The organism is Cyanobium sp. BA5m-10 (assembly GCF_024346255.1).
Taxonomy (GTDB): domain Bacteria; phylum Cyanobacteriota; class Cyanobacteriia; order PCC-6307; family Cyanobiaceae; genus Cyanobium_A; species Cyanobium_A usitatum.
The window spans coordinates 20,769-38,029 of the sequence record NZ_JAGQCP010000015.1 but is presented as its reverse complement, the minus strand read 5'-3'; the positions used below and the strand labels follow the sequence as shown (position 1 = coordinate 38,029).

Here is a 17,261-nt window from a genome sequence, read left to right as displayed (position 1 = left end):
AGCCCCTTAGCCCTGATGCAGCTTCGCCTGCAACGCTTTCAGCTCACCAAGGCCGTGCCCCTGGCCATCAGCCGCGGCACGACGGCTGCGGCGGAGCACCTGCTGGTGAGCCTTGAGCACGACGGGCTCACGGGCATCGGCGAGACCGGCGGCTTCGATACCGGCCACCGCCATTACGACACCGATGCCGTTGCGGCGGAGCTGGAGGCGGTTGCCCCCCAGCTGGCCGCCCTGGCGCCGGAGCCCCTGCAGGCCCTGGAGCCCCTGCTGGCCGCCCTGAGCCCCCCGGCCCGTTGCGGCTTGGATCTGGCCCTGCACGACTGGTGGGGCAAAAGGTTGAATCAGCCCCTGTACCGGCTCTGGGGCCTGGATCCAGGCGCCTGTGTCGCCACCAGCGTCACCCTTGGCTTAGGTACGCCCGAGGCTGTCCTGGCGAGGCTTGAGCGCTGGTGGCTGCAGTTGCCTGCCACCCGCATCAAGCTCAAGCTGGGCAGCCCCGCTGGCATCGCCCACGACCTGCCCCTGCTGGAGGGGGTGGCTACCGCCCTCGAGCAGCGGCGCCAGCAGACGGGTAGAGCCTGCGAGCTGCAGGTGGATGCCAACGGCGGCTGGGATCTGGCCACAGCCCGGGCCATGCTCGAGCCCCTGGAGCGGGCCGGCGTGGTGCTGCTCGAGCAGCCCCTGGCGCCCCTGCTGGATCCGGAGGCTGACAGCGCTGGTTTTGCGGCCTTGCATGGCGAATCTCCCCTGCCCCTGGTGGCCGATGAGAGCTGCTGGCAGCTGGCCGATCTGCTGCGGCTGGCCCCCCACGTGGATGGCATCAACATCAAGTTGCTTAAGAGCGGTGGCCTTGGCGAGGCCCTGCTGCTGGCCCAGACGGCTCGCCGCCTGGGTTTAGGGGTGATGCTGGGGTGCTACTCGGATGGCGCCCTGCTCAATGGCGCGGCAGCCCAGCTGCTGCCCCTAGTGACCTGGCCCGATCTCGATAGCCATCTCAACCTGGTGGACGACCCCTTCACCGGATTGACCCTGGAGGGAGACGTGCTGATTCCGCCAGCGGGCCCCGGCCTTGGCATCAATCTGGGTATCTCCATGGGGCAGGCGTCATGTTGAGCCCAAGCGCTCCGGTCGTGCTGCTGCTCCACGGCGGCCTCGACGACCTCAGCGGCAAGACCGGTTTGGCGATGTTGCGCTATCGCAGTGGGCCAATCGTGGCGGTGATCGATCCGGCTTTCGCTGGCTCCGACCTGCAGCAGGTGAGCGGCATTGAGCGGGCTGTGCCGGTGGTGGCTGATATGGCGGCGGCACTGGCCTACGGGCCCGAGGTGGCGGTGGTGGGGCTGGCCCCCTCCGGTGGCCGCCTGCCACCAGCGATGCGGACCGATCTGCTGGCGGCGCTGGAGGCGGGGCTGAACCTGGCCAGTGGCCTGCACAGCCGCCTTGGCGATGATCCCGAGCTGGCTGCCGCCTGCCGCCGAGCCGGCCAGTGGATCTGGGATCTGCGCCAGGAGCCGGCTGGCTTGGAGGTGGCGGCCGCGCGAGCTGCTGCCCTGCCCTGCCGCCGGGTGCTGGCCGTGGGTTCGGATATGGCCGTGGGCAAGATGAGCGCCTGCTTGGAGTTGCAGGCTGAGGCCAGGCGCTGCGGCCTTGATGCCCGCTTTGTGGGCACGGGTCAGGCGGGCATCTTGATCAGCGGCCAGGGCGTGGCCCTCGATGCCGTGCGGATTGATTACGCCGCCGGTGCCGTGGAGGCGGCCGTGCTGGCCGCCGCCGTTGGGGCCGGGCCGCAGGCGTTGCTGCTGGTGGAGGGCCAGGGGTCGCTTTGCCATCCGGGCTCCAGCGCCACCTTGCCCCTGCTGCGCGGCAGCCAGCCCACCGAACTGCTGCTGGTGCACCGCGCTGGCCAGAGCCACGTGCGCACCCGGCCAGGGGAGGTGCCGGTGGCGATCCCGCCCCTGCCCGAGTTGATCGCGGCGCTGGAGGCCCTGGCGGCCTTGGGGCGTCCCGATGGCCTGCGGCCGCGGGTGCGGGCCGTGGCGCTCAACACCGCCCGATTGGACGCCGCCGCCGCTCAGCTTGCTGTTGACGCCACCGCGGCCGAGCTCGGCTTGCCCTGCGCCGATCCGGTGCGGCATGGGGCTGGGGTTTTGCTGCAGGCGCTGCAGTAGTCACAAAAAAGCCGCCCCGAAGGTGGGGACGGCTAGGGAATCAAGGGCGAGCGAGGGGATTCGAACCCCCGGATGGCGGCACCACAAGCCGCTGCCTTAACCGCTTGGCGACGCCCGCCGCGCCCTTGGAATGTAGCAAGTCGTGGCCTGTCAAGGCTTCTCACCCGTTGCGGCGACCTGCTTCAGCGCAGCTACCGCGGCCTCAGCCACAGGATTGGAATTGCCACCAGGCAGAGAATCCCCGCGCCTGTTTGCAGTTCGGGCAGCACGCCGGCCACTGGCACCAGCAGCGGCGAGCGCAGCCAGGGCCCGACTAGGTCGCGTAGAAATGCTGCTGAGTCGGCGTCGAGCAGGGCTGCTGCCAGGGCAGCCAGAAAGGCCGTGCCAATGAGCTTCTGGTCCATGCCCTTGCCCCTGGGCTTGCATTAGACAGGACGTTGAGGGTTGGGGCAAGGCGCCTGCCGTGGCGAGCAAAGGGTGCCAACCTTGATTGCCTGCAACTTTGCACCGTTTGGTCTGCCGTTCGGACACCCCGGCCCGCTTCGCATGGGCGCCTGGCTTGATCATGCTCGGCCTAGCCGCTGGCGGGCTTGCCCTCACCAATCCATCCCCTGCCGATTTCCGCGCCTACGCCGGTGATCGCCTAGTGGAAGAGATCAGCAAGGAGCTCTGCGGCGATGGCGGCGTGCCGGTGCTGTTGCGGATGGCGATCAACAACTGTGTGGGGCTTGTTCAGGCCCAGCGAGCGGCCTTGGCGGCCGTGGTGCTCAGCCACACCCGCCGCCGCAGCTACGGCCTGTTGAGTGTTTTCGAAAGTGAGCTGGGCGGCCAATCGCTGCTGCGCTGGCAGGTGCCGCGCTTTCGCTCCACCGTGGTGGGCGTAGCCGGTCAATTTGTGTTGATCAGCGCTGCCACCGACCGTCCCGAGAGCCCTTAGTGAAGCTGCGCCTGCCCCGGGGGCTGCTGGATCCGCGCCTGGGCGGAGCCGAGTTTCGCGCCGATGCGGATGGGCTGGTGTCCCTGAGCATCGCTTTCGAGGCGGGACGGATCACGGCCATTTCGCCCCTGCCCGCCCAGGCGGCGGCGGCCAGCCTGCCCCTGGCCCTAACTCCCCTGATTGAGCCCCATGCCCACTTGGATAAGGCTTTCAGCGCCGCCGCCTTTCCCAACCGGGAGGGCACGATGGCGGCGGCCTTAGCTGCTAACCAACGCGAATACGCTCAGCGCAGCGTTGAGCAGGTGGCTGAGCGGGCTGAGCGGGCCTTGGAGCGGGCCTGGCGCAACGGCGTGCGGGCGATCCGCAGCCATATCGATAGCGTTGGGGCTGGGGCCGAACCCAGCTGGGAAGCCCTGTTGGCGGCCCGTGAGCGCTGGCGCGAGCGGCTGGAGCTGCAGCTGGTGGCCCTGGCACCAATGGCCCATTGGCTCACGGCGGAGGGGCAGGCCCTGGCCCGGCGGGTGGCCGCTGGCCAGGGGCTGCTGGGTGGGGTGATCGGGCCGCCCTATGGCCAGGGTGCCGCTAGCCGCAACGTCGACCGCGAGGCCCTGCTGGCCCTGCTTGACCTGGCCGAGCGCCATGGTTGCGGGGTGGATCTGCACGTTGATGAGGCCGTTTCCTGCCCTGGCGAGGGGGTGGCGATGGTGGCCCAGTTGGTGTTGGAGCAGCGCCGCGCCGTGGCGATCACCTGCAGCCACGCCAGCAGCATGGCCCTGTTGCCGCAACGCAACTGCGACCGGCTGGCGGATCGGCTGGCCGCCGCCAACATCGCCGTGGTAGCCCTGCCTACCACCAATTTTTGGCTGCTGGGGCGCCGGCCCGGGCGCACCCCCTGGCGGCGGCCCCTGGCGCCGATCCGCAGCCTGCAGCAGGCGGGCGTGAGGCTGGCTATCGGCGGCGACAACGTGCAAGACCCCTGGTATCCAGGTGGTGATTTCGATCCCATTGAGCTGCTGCGCTGGTCGGCGCCGCTCTGCCAATTGATGCCCTGGCAGCGGCTGGGCCTGGCCCCCTTCAGCACCGCCGCCGCAGCGGTGCTGGAGCTGGCCTGGGATGGGGTGGTGCGGCTTGGGGCCCCAGCCGATTTAGTGCTGCTTGGGTCTGGTAGCTGGGGGGAGCTGCTGGCCCGGCCGCCCCAGCGGCGGGTATTGCGTCAAGGCGTCTGGCTGCCGCCGCCCGAAGCTGAGAAGCCTTCACCCCTTTTGCCACCCCATGGCTGAGCGTTGCCCTGAGGCCCAGATCACTGCCCTGGCAGCTGAGCTGCGCCGGTTGGATTCGGCCCTGCCGCTGCTCGGGGCCGAGTCGCCGCTGGAGCTGGAGCGGCTCTCCCGCGACTACTACGACTACTCGCCGGTGCTGGTGCCCCTGCTGCAGGGCTGCCGCGCCCAGCTGGTGGCTAGAGCCACCACGGTGGAGCAGGTGCTGCTGGTGGCAGGAGCCTGTGCTCGCCAGGGCGTGCCCTTGACGGTGCGGGGTGCCGGCACGGGCAACTATGGCCAGTGCGTGCCGCTGGAAGGCGGGCTGGTGCTGGATCTCAGCGGCCTCAATCAGCTGCGCCAGCTGGATGAAGCCACCGGGGTGCTCGAGGTGGAGGCAGGCGCCTTGATGGGGGCGATCGAGAAGCAGTTGGCCCCCCGGGGCCGGGCCCTGCGGCTGGTGCCCAGCACGGTGCGCAGCGCCAGCATCGGTGGTTTTATCGCCGGTGGCTCCGGCGGCATCGGCTCCCTGCGCTGGGGTTTTCTGCGCGATCCCGGCAACCTGCTGGGTCTGGAGGTGGTAACCCTCGAGCCCGAGCCGCGGTTGCTGCAGCTCGATGCTGCGGCCAGCGCCCCGCTCAACCACGCCTACGGCACCAATGGCATCATCACTGCCCTGCGGCTGCCCACCAGCGAGGCGGTGGTTTGGCAGCAGCTGGTGGTGGGTTTCGAGCAGTGGGGGCAGGCCCTGGCGGCGGCCCAGGCCCTTACAAGCACGGCCTTTGAGCTGAATGCCATCACCGTGCTGGAGGCGCCGCTGGTTAGCCAGCTCCCCTGGCCGGCGGGCTGTCCGGCGCCCGAGCCTGGTGAGCAGCGCCTGTTGTTGCTGGCCGCCCCCGCAGCCCTGGAGGTGTTGCCGAGCTGGCTGGCGGCCAAGGGCGGAGCGCTGCGCTGGCAGGCTCCCCAGGGCCAGAGCCGGGGGCTGCCGCTGCGGGAGCTCAGCTGGAACCACACCACCCTGCATTGGCGCGCCCAGCATCCGGATTGGACCTACCTGCAGATGCTGCTGCCCCAGCCGGAGGCCCCCTGTCTGGAGCGCCTGCGGCAGCAATGGGGCGACGACCTGCTTTGGCACCTGGAGGCCGTGAGGCAGCAGGGTGCGGCCCGGCTGGCGGCCCTGCCGCTGCTGCGCTGGCGCGGCGAGGAGGCCCTGCAGCAGCTGCTAGACGATTGCCGCCGCTGCGGTGCCGTGTTGTTTAACCCCCACGTGATCAGCGTCGAAGATGGCGGCTTGGGTGTGATCGATGCCGACCAGGTGGCAGCAAAGGCCGCCTACGACCCGGCTGGCCTGCTCAACCCAGGCAAATTGCGCGGCTGGCTTAACAGCCCAGGCTGAGGCGAGTGTCGGCGCCTGTGATCGGGTTGGTGCCTTCGGCATCGCGGCAGAGGGAGCGCTGGTCCACCCGGTCGATCAGGGCGTCGCTGAAGTCGGCATCGGTGACGTTGGCGCCGCGGAAGCTGCTGCCTGAAGCGATCGCCCCGGTGAGAATGGCTCCGCTGAGATCGGCTCCGGAGAGGTCCACCTTGTCCATCAGGGTGCCGCTGAGATCGGCGCCGGCGAAATTGGCATTGGGGAAGGCCGCCTGGGTGAGGATCGCCCCGTGCAGATCGGCGCCGCTGAAGTTGGCGTGCCGTCCGGTGGCCCCAGCGAACGAGGTATTGGCTAGATCCTGACCGCTGAAATCCTGCTCGTTCTGGTTGGTGAGCGTGTAGTCCACGCCGGAGAAGTCGGCCGCTGCCGGCAGTGGAGAAAGCAGTGGAGACAGCACCAGCAGCAGCCCCAGAGCTAGGGAAAGGGCTACTGATTTCCCTATTGATCTCGCGCTTGATTTTGCTCCTGATTTCGCCACTGATTTGGCTACTGACTGGGCCACTAAGAGGAGCTCGAAGAAGGGAGCCATGGGGATGGGCCGCGGGACCTCACTCTGGCCTGGATGGTGTGGAGTGGCAGAAGGGGAGGAGTAGGCGCGTGTTTTATGACTTGACCTAGCCTTAGCTAAGCTAACAAGCAAAAGCCTGATTAACCAAAGTCAGAAGTCCCTTCAGATGTCCCTGGGCTTGCAACTGGGGCCTGCTGTGATGTGGCTGCCTGGCCGAGTAGGTAGAGAGAGCCAGCAACTACCACGCGTTGCAAACCACTTCCCGCTTGGGCCAGGCCGGTCTCGAGGCTGGGGGCGCTGTGCAGCTGGCTAGCGAGTCTGGGACAGGCGGCGGTAAGGGCTTCAAGGCTCCAGCAGGCGTGCCCCGCCACCGGCACGATCCAGGCCCGGTCGCCTGGGGCCAGCAGGGCCGCGGCTATCTCCGGCCCCTGCTTGTTGGCCAGCATGCCAAGCAGCCAGTGGCGCGGGCCGGAGACCAGGCCGTGGCGCTCGGGATGGGCGTCGAGTTCGGCGCGTAGGGCGAGGGCGGCCGGCAGGTTGTGGGCGCCATCGAGCAGTAGGGGTAGGCCGTGCCAGCTCAGTTGTTGTAGTCGGCCTGGCCAGCGGGCTGCTGCGAAACCGCGGCGTATGGCTGGGTCGTTTACCGGCCAGCCCCGCTCCTTTAATGCCCGCAGCAGGCCCAGGGCGACGGCGCCATTGGCGGCCTGCACTGCTCCTGAAAGCCCCAGGTTCCACTGGTTGAGATCCAGCGGCTCCACCCAGCGCAGTTCGGCTCCCACTGCGGCGGCGCTATCGCTCAGCACCGCCGCCACCTCCGGGCTCTGGGGAGCGCTAATTGCCACGGCCCCCGGCTGTAGCACGCCGGCTTTTTCGGCGGCAATCGTGGCTGGATCCGGCCCGAGGAACTCAGCGTGGTCGAGCCCCACCGAGGCAAAGCCGATCACGGGCCGGTGGGGATGGCAGGTGGTGGCGTCGAGCCGGCCCCCCAGTCCCACCTCCAGCACCACCAGCTCCAGATCCGCTGCCGCGAAGGCCAGGAAGGCCGCGGCGGTGACCAGTTCAAAGGGCGTTAGCTGGTGGCGTTGGGCGATCGGCGTGGCGATCTCCAGGTGGCGGCGCAGGCATGGCGCGGCGATCGGGTCATGGCCAAGCCGGATGCGCTCGGTCCAGCTCACCAGGTGCGGCGAGGTGTAGAGGCCGGCGCGGATGCCGGCGGCCAGCAGGGCCTGGTGCACCAGGGTGCAGATCGAGCCCTTGCCGTTGGTGCCCGCCACCTGCACGGCGGCAAAGCGGCGCTCGGGGTTGCCGAGCTCGGCCAAGGCGGCCTGCAGGCGATCGAGTCCCAGGTCGACGCCGCGGCGGCTGAAGGGCTCGATCAGGTCGGCGAAATTGTCGAGCTCAGGGCCCACGGCTGTTTCAGGGCCCAAGGCTGTTTCATCGCCCAAGGCTGATTAGGGCGCGCTCGAGGCGGTCGACGGCCAGGCGCAGGTGGCGGGGCTGGATCACCAGCGGGGGCACGAAGCGCACCACCCGTGGGCCGGCGGGCACCAGCAGCAGCCCCTGCCCCATGGCCGCCTTGACGATGTCCGGAGCGCTTGGGGCCTCTTCGCGCAGCACCAGGCCTTGCAGCAGACCCCAGCCCCGCACCCCCTCCAGCAGGGTGGGATGACGGCTCACCAGCTGGGCCAGTAGCTCCTGCAGCAGTGCGCCCATCCGCTGCACGTGGCTGAGCAGGTCGCGCCGCTCTAGTTCGGCTAGCACGGTGAGGCCGGCGCGGCAGGCGAAGGGGTTGCCGCCGAAGGTGCTGGCGTGTTCGCCGGGGCGGAAGTGATCCACTGAGGCTTTCACCGCCAGGGCACCGATGGGGATGCCGCCGCCGAGGCCCTTGGCCAGGGTGATCGCATCGGGCTCGACGCCCAGCTGCTCGTAGCCCCAGAGCTGGCCGCTGCGGCCAACGCCGATCTGCACTTCATCGAAGATCAGCAGGATGTTGTGGGCGTCGCAGAGCTCACGCACCCGCCGAAAAAAGGCCCTGTTGCCGGGATGCACGCCGCCTTCGCCCTGAATTGGTTCGAGCAGCACGGCGGCCACCCGCGGACCCTCCACTTCGCAGGTGGCGAGCAGGGCTTCAAAGGCGGCAGTGTCGTTGTAAGGGAAGTAGCGGAAGCCCTGCACCATCGGCTCAAAGCCCTGGTGGTACTTGGGCTGCCCCGTGGCTGTAACCGCAGCCAGGGTGCGGCCGTGGAAGCTGGCCTGGGCGGTGAGGATTAGGGGCGCATTGCCCTCGCCAGTGGTGATGCCCCTCACCGTGTGGCCGTGCTTACGGGCCAGCTTGATGGCGGCCTCATTGGCCTCAGCGCCGGAGTTGCAGAAGAAAACCCGATCCAGGCAGCTGCTGGCGGTGATCGCAGCGGCGAGTTCCTCCTGCTCGGGGATTCGATACAGATTGGATACGTGCTGCAACTTGCCCAGCTGGCGGCTTAGGGCCCGCTTCAGCCGCCCGTCGCTATGACCGAGGGTGCAGACGGCAATGCCGGCTACACAGTCGAGATAGCGCTTGCCATTGCTATCCCAAACCCAGACTCCCCGGCCTCGGGTGAGGCTGATCGGGAAGCGGGCGTAGGTGTCCATCACGGCTGAGGCAGACATGCCTGAGTGGGTGATGGGCGAGATGGGAGCGGTGGGACTCGAACCCACAAACCCGAAGGCGCTCGATTTTGAGTCGAGTCCGTCTACCAATTCCGGCACGCTCCCGCAGTTGAGAGCTTAAGCCGCCGAGCTGACACGCTCAATGCTGGCACCGGCGGCATTGAGCTTGCCCTCAAGATTGGCGTAGCCACGGTCTAGGTATTCGAGGCCGCGCACGTTGGTGATGCCGTCTGCGGCTAGGCCAGCCAGCACCATGGCGGCGGAGGCGCGCAGGTCGCTGCCTTGCACTGGAGCACCGCTGAGGCGGGCCACCCCTTCCACAAAGGCGGTGTTGGCCTGCATGCGGATGTCGGCACCCATGCGTTGCAGTTCGCCCACGTGCTGCAAGCGATTTTCAAAGATGTTTTCGGTGATCACGCTGGTGCCTCGGGCCGTGGCCAGCAGGCTCATGAAGGGGGCTTGCAGGTCGGTGGGGAAGCCGGGGAATGGCTGGGTGCGCAGGTCAACTGCATTGATCTGATCGGCCTTGATGGTGAGCCCGACGCCGTCGTGCTCCAAGGTGCAACCCGCCTCCTCGAGCTTGCTGAGCACGGCGCCAAGGTGATCTGGGATCACTGGGGTTACCCGCAAATGGGAGCGGGTGATGGCGGCTGCCAGTAGAAACGTGCCAGCTTCGATGCGATCTGGGATCACGGCGTAGTCGGCGCCATGCAGGCGATCCACACCCACTATCGTGATCGTGGAGGTGCCGGCGCCGCGCACCTTGGCGCCCATGGCGATCAGCAGGCCTGCTAGATCAACCACCTCTGGCTCAAGGGCGGCGTTTTCGATCAACGTCTCACCATCGGCGAGCGCGGCCGCCATCATTAATGTCTCGGTGGCGCCAACGCTGGGGCAGTCCATATGGATGCGGCCGCCCGTGAGGCGATGGCCGCTGCCTGGCACCACGGCCGTAACGACCCCGTGCTCAATGGTGACCTGGGCGCCCAGGGCCTTGAGACCTTTGACGTGCTCGACGACTGGCCGGGTGCCGATCTGGCAGCCGCCTGGCAGGGGCACCTTGGCCATGCCAGTGCGGGCTAGCAGAGGGCCAATACAGAAAAAACTGGCCCTCAGGCTATTCACCAGCTCGTAGGGGGCTGTAGAGCTATTGATTGAGTCGCCCTTTAATTCCAGGGCGTCACCATCACGGTGGACCTGACCGCCAAGGCTGCTGAGCATTTCGCCCATGGCGGTGATGTCGGTAAGTGGAGGGACGTTTCTCAGTCGGATGGTGTCCCTGGTCAACAGACAGGCAGCCATGAGCACCAAGGCTGAATTCTTGGCACCACTCACGTGCAGCTCGCCTGAGAGGCGCCGGCCGCCCCGGATTTCAAGCTGGGGATTTTGAACGAAACGGGTCTTGCTAGGTGATTGGACAGCGATCAGACCCATGGAACGACTGCCCGGTTCACGTCGCAGCATATTGACAACACATTGTGAGATCGTCTAGACGGCCGCAGCCAGAACTGGCTCCGACCGCTGGTGCGGGTTGCCGATGGCGTATGTTTTCTCCGTTGCAGCGAGCTCTGCTCTAGCGACAGCCACGCGGATGTGGCGGAATTGGTAGACGCGCTAGTTTCAGGTACTAGTGGCAGCAATGTCGTGGGAGTTCAAGTCTCCCCATCCGCATTTTTCTCATGATCGTTCTCAAGATCTCAAACGCTTCCGAGGTGATGGCCTCGAAGTTAGGCAAATTCCTTGAGAGCCTTACGCCCGACAGCCTTGATCAATCCACGATCGAGGACATTGTCATCAAGAAATTGGTCGAAAACCTCCATGCTGAAGGCCTGAAGGGTGAGGTCGCCTCGGTGCGTGGTCTCGATTTAGACGGCAAGGAGCTCGTAGTGCACGACGGTTTGAATGTGCGCCGTCACCAGGCTTTCTGAAGTGATCCCTAGCGATGGCTTGGGTGCTGCCGAGCCGCTCACTAGCCGCCGCAACCCGCTGGTTAAGCAGCTGCGTCTTCTGCAGGAGTCTCGCGGTCGCCGCGAGCAGGGGTTGCTGCTGCTGGAAGGCACCCACCTCCTGCAGGAGGCGGTGCGTCTAGGGCTTCAGCCCAGGGACGTTTTGGCTACCGCCGCTTGGCTGGCTGACCATGGCGAGCTGGTGGCAGCCCTGCCTCCAGGCTGCAGTTGGCGACTGGTGGGTGGTGAGGTGCTGGAAGCCATAGCCACTACCCAGCATCCCGACGGAGTGGTGGCCAGCCTGCTGCCTCCGACGGCAGCGGCTCCAGGCACAGCCAGCTTTGTGCTGGCCCTTGATGGGATCCAGGATCCCGGCAACCTCGGCACCTTGATGCGCACTGCCTTGGCGGCGGGGGTTGGGGCCCTGTGGCTGGCCGATGGGGCTGACCCATTTCAACCCAAGGTGTTGCGCGCCTCGGCGGGGGCTGCCTTGGCCGTGCCCATGGTCCGAGAGAGCAGGCAGGAGTTGGCGGAGCGGTTGCAGGCGGCAACGGCCGCCGGCCTGCAGCTGGTGGTTGCGGTGCGCCCCGAGATCGGATCGGTGGCTGTTATTTCGGCACCTCTTCCCTATTGGAAGCTCGATTGGACCCGGCCCACGGTGTTGCTGCTTGGCAATGAGGGGGCTGGGGTGTCAGCGGAGCTCCAGGCCCTGGCTAGCCAGCGCGTCACCATTCCCCACAGCCCAGCGGTGGAATCCCTCAATGTGGCCGTGGCGGCAGCTCCGCTACTGCTCGAGCGTCTGCGCCAGCAGGCTGGAGCTTGACGGGGGAGAATGCCCGTCAACAACCGCAGTGCTGCCCGGTGAGCGAAGCCCCCCTCCACGGATCGAGCTTTGACGGATCGAGCTTCGATTACGACGTGATCGTGGTCGGTGCCGGCTATGGCGGCTTCGATGCGGCCAAGCACGCTGCCGACCATGGCCTGCGGGTCGCCATTGTTGAGTCGCGCGATATGGGCGGCACCTGTGTGAACAGGGGCTGTGTGCCCTCCAAGGCCCTGCTGGCGGCCAGCGGCCGGGTGCGGGAGCTGGCCGACGCCGAGCATCTGGCGGGCTTTGGCATCCACGCCGCCCCAGTGCGCTTTGAGCGCCAAAAGATCGCCGACCATGCCAACCAGCTGGTGGCAACTATCCGCAGCAATCTCACCAAAACCCTGGAGCGCGCCGGTGCCACGATCCTGCGGGGTCAGGGCCGCCTGGCCGGCCATCAGCAGGTCACTGTGCGCGAGAACGGCAGTGGCATCGAGCGCACCATCAGCGCCCGCGATGTGATTCTGGCTACTGGTTCTGAGCCTTTCGTGCCCCGCGGCATCGAGACAGATGGGCGCACCGTGTTCACCAGCGATGAGGCGGTGAACCTCGAGTGGCTGCCCCGCTGGCTGGCGATCATCGGCAGCGGCTACATCGGCCTGGAATTTGCCGATGTCTACACGGCCTTGGGCTGTGAGGTCACGATGATTGAGGCCCTCGATCGGGTGATGCCCACCTTCGATCCCGACATCGCCAAGCTTGCTGCTCGCACCTTGATCAATGGCCGTGATATCGACGCCCGCGCCGGTGTGCTGGCCCGCAAGGTGACCCCCGGCTGCCCGGTGAAGATCGAGCTGGCAGACATGGCCACCAAGGAGCTTGTGGAAACCCTGGAGGTGGATGCGGTGCTGGTGGCCACTGGGCGCGTGCCCACAAGCGCCGAGCTCAACCTGGCTGCCGTTGGTGTGGAAACCGAGCGGGGCTTCGTGCCAGTCGACGAGCACATGCGGGTGCTGGTGGGAGGTGAGCCGGTGCCGCACCTTTGGGCCGTAGGCGATGTGACCGGCAAGATGATGCTGGCACACACCGCTGCCGCCCAAGGCACCGTGGCCGTAGACAACATTCTTGGCCACAGCCGCCAGATCGACTACCGCTCAATTCCAGCGGCCACCTTCACCCACCCGGAGATCAGCTCGGTGGGCCTGAGCGAGGCCGACGCCCAAGCCCTTGCTGAGCAAGAGGGCTTTGAGCTGGGCCTGGTGCGCAGCTACTTCAAGGCCAATTCCAAGGCCCTGGCTGAACTCGAGGGCGAAGGCCTGATGAAATTGCTGTTCAACAAAGCCAGCGGTGAGGTGCTGGGCGCCCACATCTTTGGTTTGCATGCGGCCGACCTAATCCAGGAGATCGCTAACGCCGTGGCCCGCCGCCAGAGCGTCTTGCAACTGGCCACCGAGGTGCACACCCATCCCACCTTGAGCGAGGTGGTGGAAGTGGCCTACAAGCAAGCAGCCATGGCGGTGGCAGGCTGAGCACCATGGAGATCCGTCGCCGGCCGCCCAACCCCAAGGTGAAGGTGGCCTTTCTCGAATACGCCATCCGCCACGAGGACAGCGAGCCCCGTCACATTCTTGAGCAGATCCTCTGGGAGAAGGATCGGGAGATAACGGCCGCCCGGGAGAGGGTGCCCTTGGAGAAGCTCAAACAGCAGGTGGCTGAGCTGCCGGCGACCAGGGATTTTTTGGCGGCCCTGCGGGCCTCCTGCCGCAAGCCGGCGGTGATCGCCGAGGTGAAAAAGGCCAGCCCCAGCAAGGGCGTGATCCGCGAGGATTTCGATCCTGAAGCGATTGCCAAGGGCTACGCCGCCGGTGGTGCTAGCTGCCTCTCGGTGCTCACCGATAAGCAGTTTTTCCAGGGTGGCTTTGAGGTGCTGGTGCAGGTGCGCCAGGCGGTTGATCTGCCCCTGCTCTGCAAGGACTTCATCCTGAGCCCATATCAGCTATTTCAGGCCCGCGCCGCCGGGGCCGATGCGGCCCTGCTGATCGCCGCGATTCTCAGCGATCAGGATTTGGCTTACCTGCTCAAGGTGGCCAGGGCTCTGGGCTTGGCCGTGCTGGTGGAGGTGCACGACGGCGAGGAACTAGAGCGGGTGCTGGGCCTTGATGGCGTGCAACTTATCGGTATCAACAACCGCGATTTGGCCAGCTTCCATACCGATCTGGCCACCACCGAGCAGCTCACTGCCGTTTATGGCGAACGCATCCGCGCCAAGGGCTGCCTGCTGGTGAGCGAGTCGGGCCTGTTCACCCGCGAGGACCTCGACCGGGTACAGGGTGCTGGCGCCGATGCGGTGCTGGTGGGCGAAGCGCTGATGCGTCAGGCCGATGTGACCGCCGCCCTGGAGACCTTGATCGGCAGCGTCTGATGATCGGCAGGGGCTGATCTTTGTGTTTGCAGTGCTTAGCTAAACCAGGGCTTAGCTAAGCACTGGTTTAGCTAAGAAGCGCGCAGGTTGGGCGCTGCCGCTAGGCCAGCCGCCACCCCAGCCGCTACGCCGGTCGCTACAAAAATGACTGCAACAAAAAGCCCCCGCCACTGGGCGAGGGCTTGGGGAGTTCGGGGCCGCCGCAGCAGCCAGGCGCTCACACCTTGCGGGAGTAAAACTCAACCACCAGCAGTTCGTTGATCTCAAGGGCGACCCATTCGCGCTCGCACTTGCTGATCACCTTGGCGACGAGCTTGTTCTTATCGAGCTCCAGGTGGGGCGGGATGTTGGCCAGACCCGGGAAGGCCAAGTTGCCTTCAGCCAATTGCTTGCTCTGCTTGCGCTCGCGCACGGCGACCACATCGCCGGCCTTGCACTGGTAGCTGGGGATGTCCACGACGCGGCCGTTCACGGTCACGTGGCCATGGTTCACGAGCTGGCGGGCACCGGGAACGGTGGGGCCAAAACCGAGGCGGAAGCAGACGTTGTCGAGCCTGGTTTCCAAAAGCTTGAGCAGGTTGGTTCCGGTGGAACCCTCCTGGGCACGGGCTTTCTTCACGTAGCGAACCAGCTGACGTTCGGAAATGCCGTAGTTGAAGCGAAGCTTTTGCTTCTCTTCGAGGCGAATGGCGTATTCGGAGCGCTTGCGACGGGCTTGGCCGTGCTGACCGGGGGGATAAGACCGCTTGGCGGACTTACGGGTGAGACCGGGAAGGTCTCCCAAGCGCCGCGTGATCCTCAGGCGAGGGCCGCGGTAGCGAGACATGAAAACAAATTCAAAGGACGAAGTACCTCCCTTGGGAGGCAAGGCGCTGCGGTATCGAGCATGCTGGGATGACCCCGCTAACTCGAGCTGTGCCGCGCCAACGATCGATCTTATCGGTTGGGCCGCGCAGCCTCGATCTCCAGCCTGAGCCGGGCCTCGCCTCGCTGCAAGCGGCCGAGCTTGGGAGCTCAACCCAACTGCCGACCCAATTGCTTAGTCGTGGCCTGGCGGCCCTATTGCTCGCCTTGATCGGCTTTTATCGCCAGTGGATTTCGCCCTTGCTGGGGCCCCGCTGCCGTTTCATTCCCAGTTGCAGCGCCTACGGCCTCGAGGCGATCAGCCGCCATGGGCCCTGGCGGGGCAGCTGGCTCACCCTGCGCCGGCTGCTGCGTTGTCATCCCTTCAGCGCCTGCGGTTGCGATCCGGTGCCCGATTGATGCTCTCCTCCGCTCCCTCTTGGCCCTCTTCCTCCCCCGGGCTTCCGGTTTTGCTGCTGCTAACCCGCAAGGGGTGTTGTCTGTGCAAGGGACTGGAGCAGAAGTTGCGCGCCCTCGATCCTCCACTGGCGCTGGAGTTGATCGATGTGGATGGTGATCCCGCCCTGCAGGCCCGCTTTGGGCTGGAGGTGCCGGTGCTGCAGGTGCGCTCCGGCCAGGGAGATCGGCAGCTGCCCAGGGTGCCGCCCCGACTGGCTGGCGCCAGCTTGCAGGTTTGGTTGCAGAAGCACGGTTTTTCCAGCCAGGACGCTTAGATAGGCCCCAGTTTTACTGACGACGCCATGACCCAGCTGCTCCACCCAGTCCTGCAGCAGGTGGGTTTGGAGGTGCCGGCGGGCGTGGCCAACGGGGAGTTGAGCGGCATCAGCTGTGACTCGCGCCGCATCGGGCGGGGCACTTTGTTTGTGGGGCTGCCTGGCAGCCAGGTGGATGGGGGCTGCTTCTGGCCCCAGGCACTGCAGGCCGGTGCGGTAGCTGCGGTGATTAGCGAGGCCGCGGCGGCCCTGCAGCCGCCTGGCCCAGGCGATGCGGTGCTGGTAGCGCCTGAGCCGTTGACCCGCTGGGCCGGAGAGCTGGCTGCTGCCTTCTGGTCCCAGCCCAGTCGCAGGCTGGCCCTGATTGGGGTCACCGGCACCAACGGCAAAACCACCACCACCTATTTGATTGAGCATCTGGCGGTTTCGTCAGGCAGGCCTTCGGCCCTGTTTGGCACCTTGGTAAACCGCTGGCCAGGCCACAGCGTGACGGCCCAGCACACCACGGCCTTCGCCGATCTGCTCCAGGCCCAGCTGGCCCAGGCCGTTGAAGCCGGTGCCCATATCGCTGCCATGGAGGTGAGCTCCCATGCCCTTGATCAGCAGCGGGTGGCTGGCTGCCACTTCTCCGGCGCCGTGTTTACCAACCTCACCCAGGATCACCTCGACTATCACCCCTCGATGCAGGCCTATTTCGAGGCCAAGGCGCGGTTGTTTGCGGAGCCGCTGCTGGCGGGTGGGGCGGTGGTGAATGGCGACGACCCCTGGGGCGCCCAGCTGGTGAGCCGTCTAGGTAAAGCCTGCTGGCGCAGCTCCCTGGAAGACCCCAGCGCCGAGCTGTTCATCCGCGATTTGCAGCTGGGTGCAGGCGGCGTGCGCGGGGTGCTGCAGACGCCGGCGGGGGAGGGGGCATTCCACTCGCCTTTGGTGGGACGCTTCAACCTGATGAACCTGCTGCAGGCGGTTGGTGCCCTGGTCCAGCAGGGCGTCCCCCTGCCCCGGTTGCTGGAGGGGCTGGCCAACTTCCGCGGCGTGCCTGGTCGCATGGAGCGTGTGGTGGTGGGCGACGGCGGCGGCGATCCAGCCGTGCTGGTGGATTACGCCCACACCCCCGATGGCCTGGCCAACGCCCTGGCTGCTTGCCGCCCCTTCACTGGGGGGCGTCTGATCTGCGTGTTTGGCTGTGGCGGCGACCGCGACCGCAGCAAGCGGCCCCAGATGGGAGCGATCGCCGCCCAGCTCGCTGACCAGCTCTATGTGACCTCCGACAACCCCCGCACCGAGGATGCCCAGCAAATCCTGGCCGATGTGACTGCCGGCATTGCCCCTGGAGCCTCCATGCAGGTGGAGGCCGACCGGGCGGTGGCGATCGCAGCCGCCATTGCCGCGGCAGCACCTGGGGATTTGGTGCTGATCGCTGGCAAGGGCCATGAGGACTACCAGATCCTCGGCACCACCAAGGTTCACTTCGACGACCGGGAAGAGGCGGAGAAAGCCCTGCGCCTCAGGCGGGTCACTTAGGGGCTCCGGATGTATCGACATGTACCCAGTGGCTTGT

The 17,261-nt window shown here is 66.6% G+C and carries 19 protein-coding genes and 3 tRNA genes; 13 read left to right on the top strand and 9 right to left on the bottom strand.

The genetic code is table 11. The features are described 5' to 3' along the window. Positions 1-15 precede the first annotated feature (15 nt). Both KBY85_RS07485 and KBY85_RS07480 read left to right on the top strand, forming a co-directional pair. Positions 16-1,113, top strand: coding sequence for a dipeptide epimerase (locus KBY85_RS07485; RefSeq protein ID WP_254960903.1), 1,098 nt, complete (start codon positions 16-18; stop codon positions 1,111-1,113). Beyond that, positions 1,107-2,168 carry a DUF1611 domain-containing protein gene (locus KBY85_RS07480; protein ID WP_254960901.1) on the top strand — a complete coding sequence of 354 codons (1,062 nt, stop codon included), beginning with the start codon at positions 1,107-1,109 and terminating at the stop codon, positions 2,166-2,168. Before KBY85_RS07485 ends, KBY85_RS07480 begins: the two co-directional genes overlap by 7 nt. 45 nt (positions 2,169-2,213) lie before the next feature. Here the strand turns inward: KBY85_RS07480 and KBY85_RS07475 are convergent. Both KBY85_RS07475 and KBY85_RS07470 read right to left on the bottom strand, forming a co-directional pair. Further along, positions 2,214-2,286 (bottom strand) — tRNA-His (locus tag KBY85_RS07475). Between the two features lie 73 nt (positions 2,287-2,359). Then, the gene (locus KBY85_RS07470) at positions 2,360-2,572 is read right to left on the bottom strand and encodes a hypothetical protein (RefSeq protein WP_254932365.1); all 213 of its coding nucleotides are present in this window, start codon (positions 2,570-2,572) and stop codon (positions 2,360-2,362) included. A gap of 161 nt (positions 2,573-2,733) precedes the next feature. Between KBY85_RS07470 and KBY85_RS07465 the strand changes: the two genes are divergently transcribed. The 3 genes from KBY85_RS07465 to KBY85_RS07455 are packed head-to-tail and all read left to right on the top strand — an operon-like array spanning position 2,734 to position 5,757. Then, positions 2,734-3,105, top strand: coding sequence for a DUF4359 domain-containing protein (locus KBY85_RS07465; RefSeq protein WP_254960900.1), 372 nt, complete (start codon positions 2,734-2,736; stop codon positions 3,103-3,105). Continuing rightward, positions 3,105-4,385: an amidohydrolase family protein gene (locus KBY85_RS07460; RefSeq protein ID WP_254960899.1), complete on the top strand. Its 1,281-nt coding sequence runs from the start codon at positions 3,105-3,107 to the stop codon at positions 4,383-4,385. Before KBY85_RS07465 ends, KBY85_RS07460 begins: the two co-directional genes overlap by 1 nt. Then, positions 4,378-5,757, top strand: coding sequence for an FAD-binding oxidoreductase (locus tag KBY85_RS07455; RefSeq protein WP_254960898.1), 1,380 nt, complete (start codon positions 4,378-4,380; stop codon positions 5,755-5,757). Before KBY85_RS07460 ends, KBY85_RS07455 begins: the two co-directional genes overlap by 8 nt. Here KBY85_RS07455 and KBY85_RS07450 read toward each other — a convergent pair. The 5 genes from KBY85_RS07450 to murA form a co-directional block, all read right to left on the bottom strand. Beyond that, a complete protein-coding gene (locus KBY85_RS07450; protein WP_396121826.1) occupies positions 5,741-6,322 on the bottom strand; it encodes a pentapeptide repeat-containing protein in 582 nt (193 codons plus the stop codon). The genes KBY85_RS07455 and KBY85_RS07450 overlap by 17 nt on opposite strands. 119 nt (positions 6,323-6,441) lie before the next feature. Then, positions 6,442-7,728: a folylpolyglutamate synthase/dihydrofolate synthase family protein gene (locus tag KBY85_RS07445; protein WP_254960896.1), complete on the bottom strand. Its 1,287-nt coding sequence runs from the start codon at positions 7,726-7,728 to the stop codon at positions 6,442-6,444. 7 nt (positions 7,729-7,735) lie between these two features. After that, the gene (locus tag KBY85_RS07440; RefSeq protein ID WP_254960895.1) at positions 7,736-8,950 is read right to left on the bottom strand and encodes an aspartate aminotransferase family protein; all 1,215 of its coding nucleotides are present in this window, start codon (positions 8,948-8,950) and stop codon (positions 7,736-7,738) included. Between the two features lie 23 nt (positions 8,951-8,973). Further along, positions 8,974-9,055 (bottom strand) — tRNA-Leu (locus KBY85_RS07435). A 12-nt stretch (positions 9,056-9,067) separates the two neighbouring features. Further along, positions 9,068-10,384 (bottom strand): UDP-N-acetylglucosamine 1-carboxyvinyltransferase, encoded by a 1,317-nt coding sequence (murA, locus tag KBY85_RS07430; protein WP_254960894.1) that lies wholly within the window; start codon positions 10,382-10,384, stop codon positions 9,068-9,070. A 153-nt stretch (positions 10,385-10,537) separates the two neighbouring features. Between murA and KBY85_RS07425 the strand changes: the two genes are divergently transcribed. From KBY85_RS07425 to trpC, 5 genes are all read left to right on the top strand, one after another. Then, positions 10,538-10,621: transfer RNA gene (locus KBY85_RS07425), tRNA-Leu, on the top strand. Positions 10,622-10,629: 8 nt separating this feature from the next. Then, complete coding sequence (locus KBY85_RS07420) at positions 10,630-10,878, top strand: hypothetical protein (protein ID WP_254960893.1); 249 nt, start codon at positions 10,630-10,632, stop codon at positions 10,876-10,878. Continuing rightward, complete coding sequence (locus KBY85_RS07415; protein WP_254960891.1) at positions 10,853-11,719, top strand: RNA methyltransferase; 867 nt, start codon at positions 10,853-10,855, stop codon at positions 11,717-11,719. The genes KBY85_RS07420 and KBY85_RS07415 overlap by 26 nt, the downstream gene beginning before the upstream one ends. 38 nt (positions 11,720-11,757) lie before the next feature. Next, positions 11,758-13,233 carry a dihydrolipoyl dehydrogenase gene (gene lpdA / locus KBY85_RS07410; protein ID WP_254960889.1) on the top strand — a complete coding sequence of 492 codons (1,476 nt, stop codon included), beginning with the start codon at positions 11,758-11,760 and terminating at the stop codon, positions 13,231-13,233. Positions 13,234-13,238: 5 nt separating this feature from the next. Beyond that, positions 13,239-14,126 carry an indole-3-glycerol phosphate synthase TrpC gene (gene trpC / locus KBY85_RS07405; protein ID WP_254960886.1) on the top strand — a complete coding sequence of 296 codons (888 nt, stop codon included), beginning with the start codon at positions 13,239-13,241 and terminating at the stop codon, positions 14,124-14,126. A 71-nt stretch (positions 14,127-14,197) separates the two neighbouring features. Here the strand turns inward: trpC and KBY85_RS07400 are convergent, their stop codons facing one another. Both KBY85_RS07400 and rpsD read right to left on the bottom strand, forming a co-directional pair. Then, positions 14,198-14,347, bottom strand: a complete 150-nt coding sequence (locus KBY85_RS07400; protein WP_254960884.1) for a hypothetical protein — start codon at positions 14,345-14,347, stop codon at positions 14,198-14,200. Next, a complete protein-coding gene (rpsD, locus tag KBY85_RS07395) occupies positions 14,344-14,952 on the bottom strand; it encodes a 30S ribosomal protein S4 (RefSeq protein ID WP_254960882.1) in 609 nt (202 codons plus the stop codon). The genes KBY85_RS07400 and rpsD overlap by 4 nt, the downstream gene beginning before the upstream one ends. A 197-nt stretch (positions 14,953-15,149) precedes the next feature. Between rpsD and yidD the strand changes: the two genes are divergently transcribed. Genes yidD through KBY85_RS07380 form a run of 3 tightly spaced genes read left to right on the top strand, consistent with a single transcriptional unit; the run spans position 15,150 to position 17,224 of the window. Continuing rightward, positions 15,150-15,389, top strand: coding sequence for a membrane protein insertion efficiency factor YidD (gene yidD / locus KBY85_RS07390; protein WP_254960921.1), 240 nt, complete (start codon positions 15,150-15,152; stop codon positions 15,387-15,389). Continuing rightward, positions 15,389-15,703, top strand: a complete 315-nt coding sequence (locus KBY85_RS07385; RefSeq protein WP_254960881.1) for a glutaredoxin family protein — start codon at positions 15,389-15,391, stop codon at positions 15,701-15,703. The genes yidD and KBY85_RS07385 overlap by 1 nt, the downstream gene beginning before the upstream one ends. 27 nt (positions 15,704-15,730) lie before the next feature. After that, a complete protein-coding gene (locus tag KBY85_RS07380) occupies positions 15,731-17,224 on the top strand; it encodes a UDP-N-acetylmuramoyl-L-alanyl-D-glutamate--2,6-diaminopimelate ligase (RefSeq protein WP_254960880.1) in 1,494 nt (497 codons plus the stop codon). Positions 17,225-17,261 lie beyond the last annotated feature (37 nt).

Excerpts from the sequence above, each read along its gene's own strand:
- KBY85_RS07485 (WP_254960903.1), top strand. The coding sequence starts at position 16 with ATGCAGCTTCGCCTGCAACGCTTTCAGCTCACCAAGGCCGTGCCCCTG.
- KBY85_RS07480 (WP_254960901.1), top strand. The coding sequence starts at position 1,107 with ATGTTGAGCCCAAGCGCTCCGGTCGTGCTGCTGCTCCACGGCGGCCTC.
- KBY85_RS07470 (WP_254932365.1), bottom strand. The coding sequence starts at position 2,572 with ATGGACCAGAAGCTCATTGGCACGGCCTTTCTGGCTGCCCTGGCAGCA.
- KBY85_RS07465 (WP_254960900.1), top strand. The coding sequence starts at position 2,734 with ATGCTCGGCCTAGCCGCTGGCGGGCTTGCCCTCACCAATCCATCCCCT.
- KBY85_RS07455 (WP_254960898.1), top strand. The coding sequence starts at position 4,378 with ATGGCTGAGCGTTGCCCTGAGGCCCAGATCACTGCCCTGGCAGCTGAG.
- KBY85_RS07450 (WP_396121826.1), bottom strand. The coding sequence starts at position 6,322 with ATGGCTCCCTTCTTCGAGCTCCTCTTAGTGGCCCAGTCAGTAGCCAAA.
- KBY85_RS07440 (WP_254960895.1), bottom strand. The coding sequence starts at position 8,950 with ATGTCTGCCTCAGCCGTGATGGACACCTACGCCCGCTTCCCGATCAGC.
- murA (WP_254960894.1), bottom strand. The coding sequence starts at position 10,384 with ATGGGTCTGATCGCTGTCCAATCACCTAGCAAGACCCGTTTCGTTCAA.
- KBY85_RS07420 (WP_254960893.1), top strand. The coding sequence starts at position 10,630 with ATGATCGTTCTCAAGATCTCAAACGCTTCCGAGGTGATGGCCTCGAAG.
- KBY85_RS07415 (WP_254960891.1), top strand. The coding sequence starts at position 10,853 with ATGTGCGCCGTCACCAGGCTTTCTGAAGTGATCCCTAGCGATGGCTTG.
- trpC (WP_254960886.1), top strand. The coding sequence starts at position 13,239 with ATGGAGATCCGTCGCCGGCCGCCCAACCCCAAGGTGAAGGTGGCCTTT.
- rpsD (WP_254960882.1), bottom strand. The coding sequence starts at position 14,952 with ATGTCTCGCTACCGCGGCCCTCGCCTGAGGATCACGCGGCGCTTGGGA.
- KBY85_RS07385 (WP_254960881.1), top strand. The coding sequence starts at position 15,389 with ATGCTCTCCTCCGCTCCCTCTTGGCCCTCTTCCTCCCCCGGGCTTCCG.
- KBY85_RS07380 (WP_254960880.1), top strand. The coding sequence starts at position 15,731 with ATGACCCAGCTGCTCCACCCAGTCCTGCAGCAGGTGGGTTTGGAGGTG.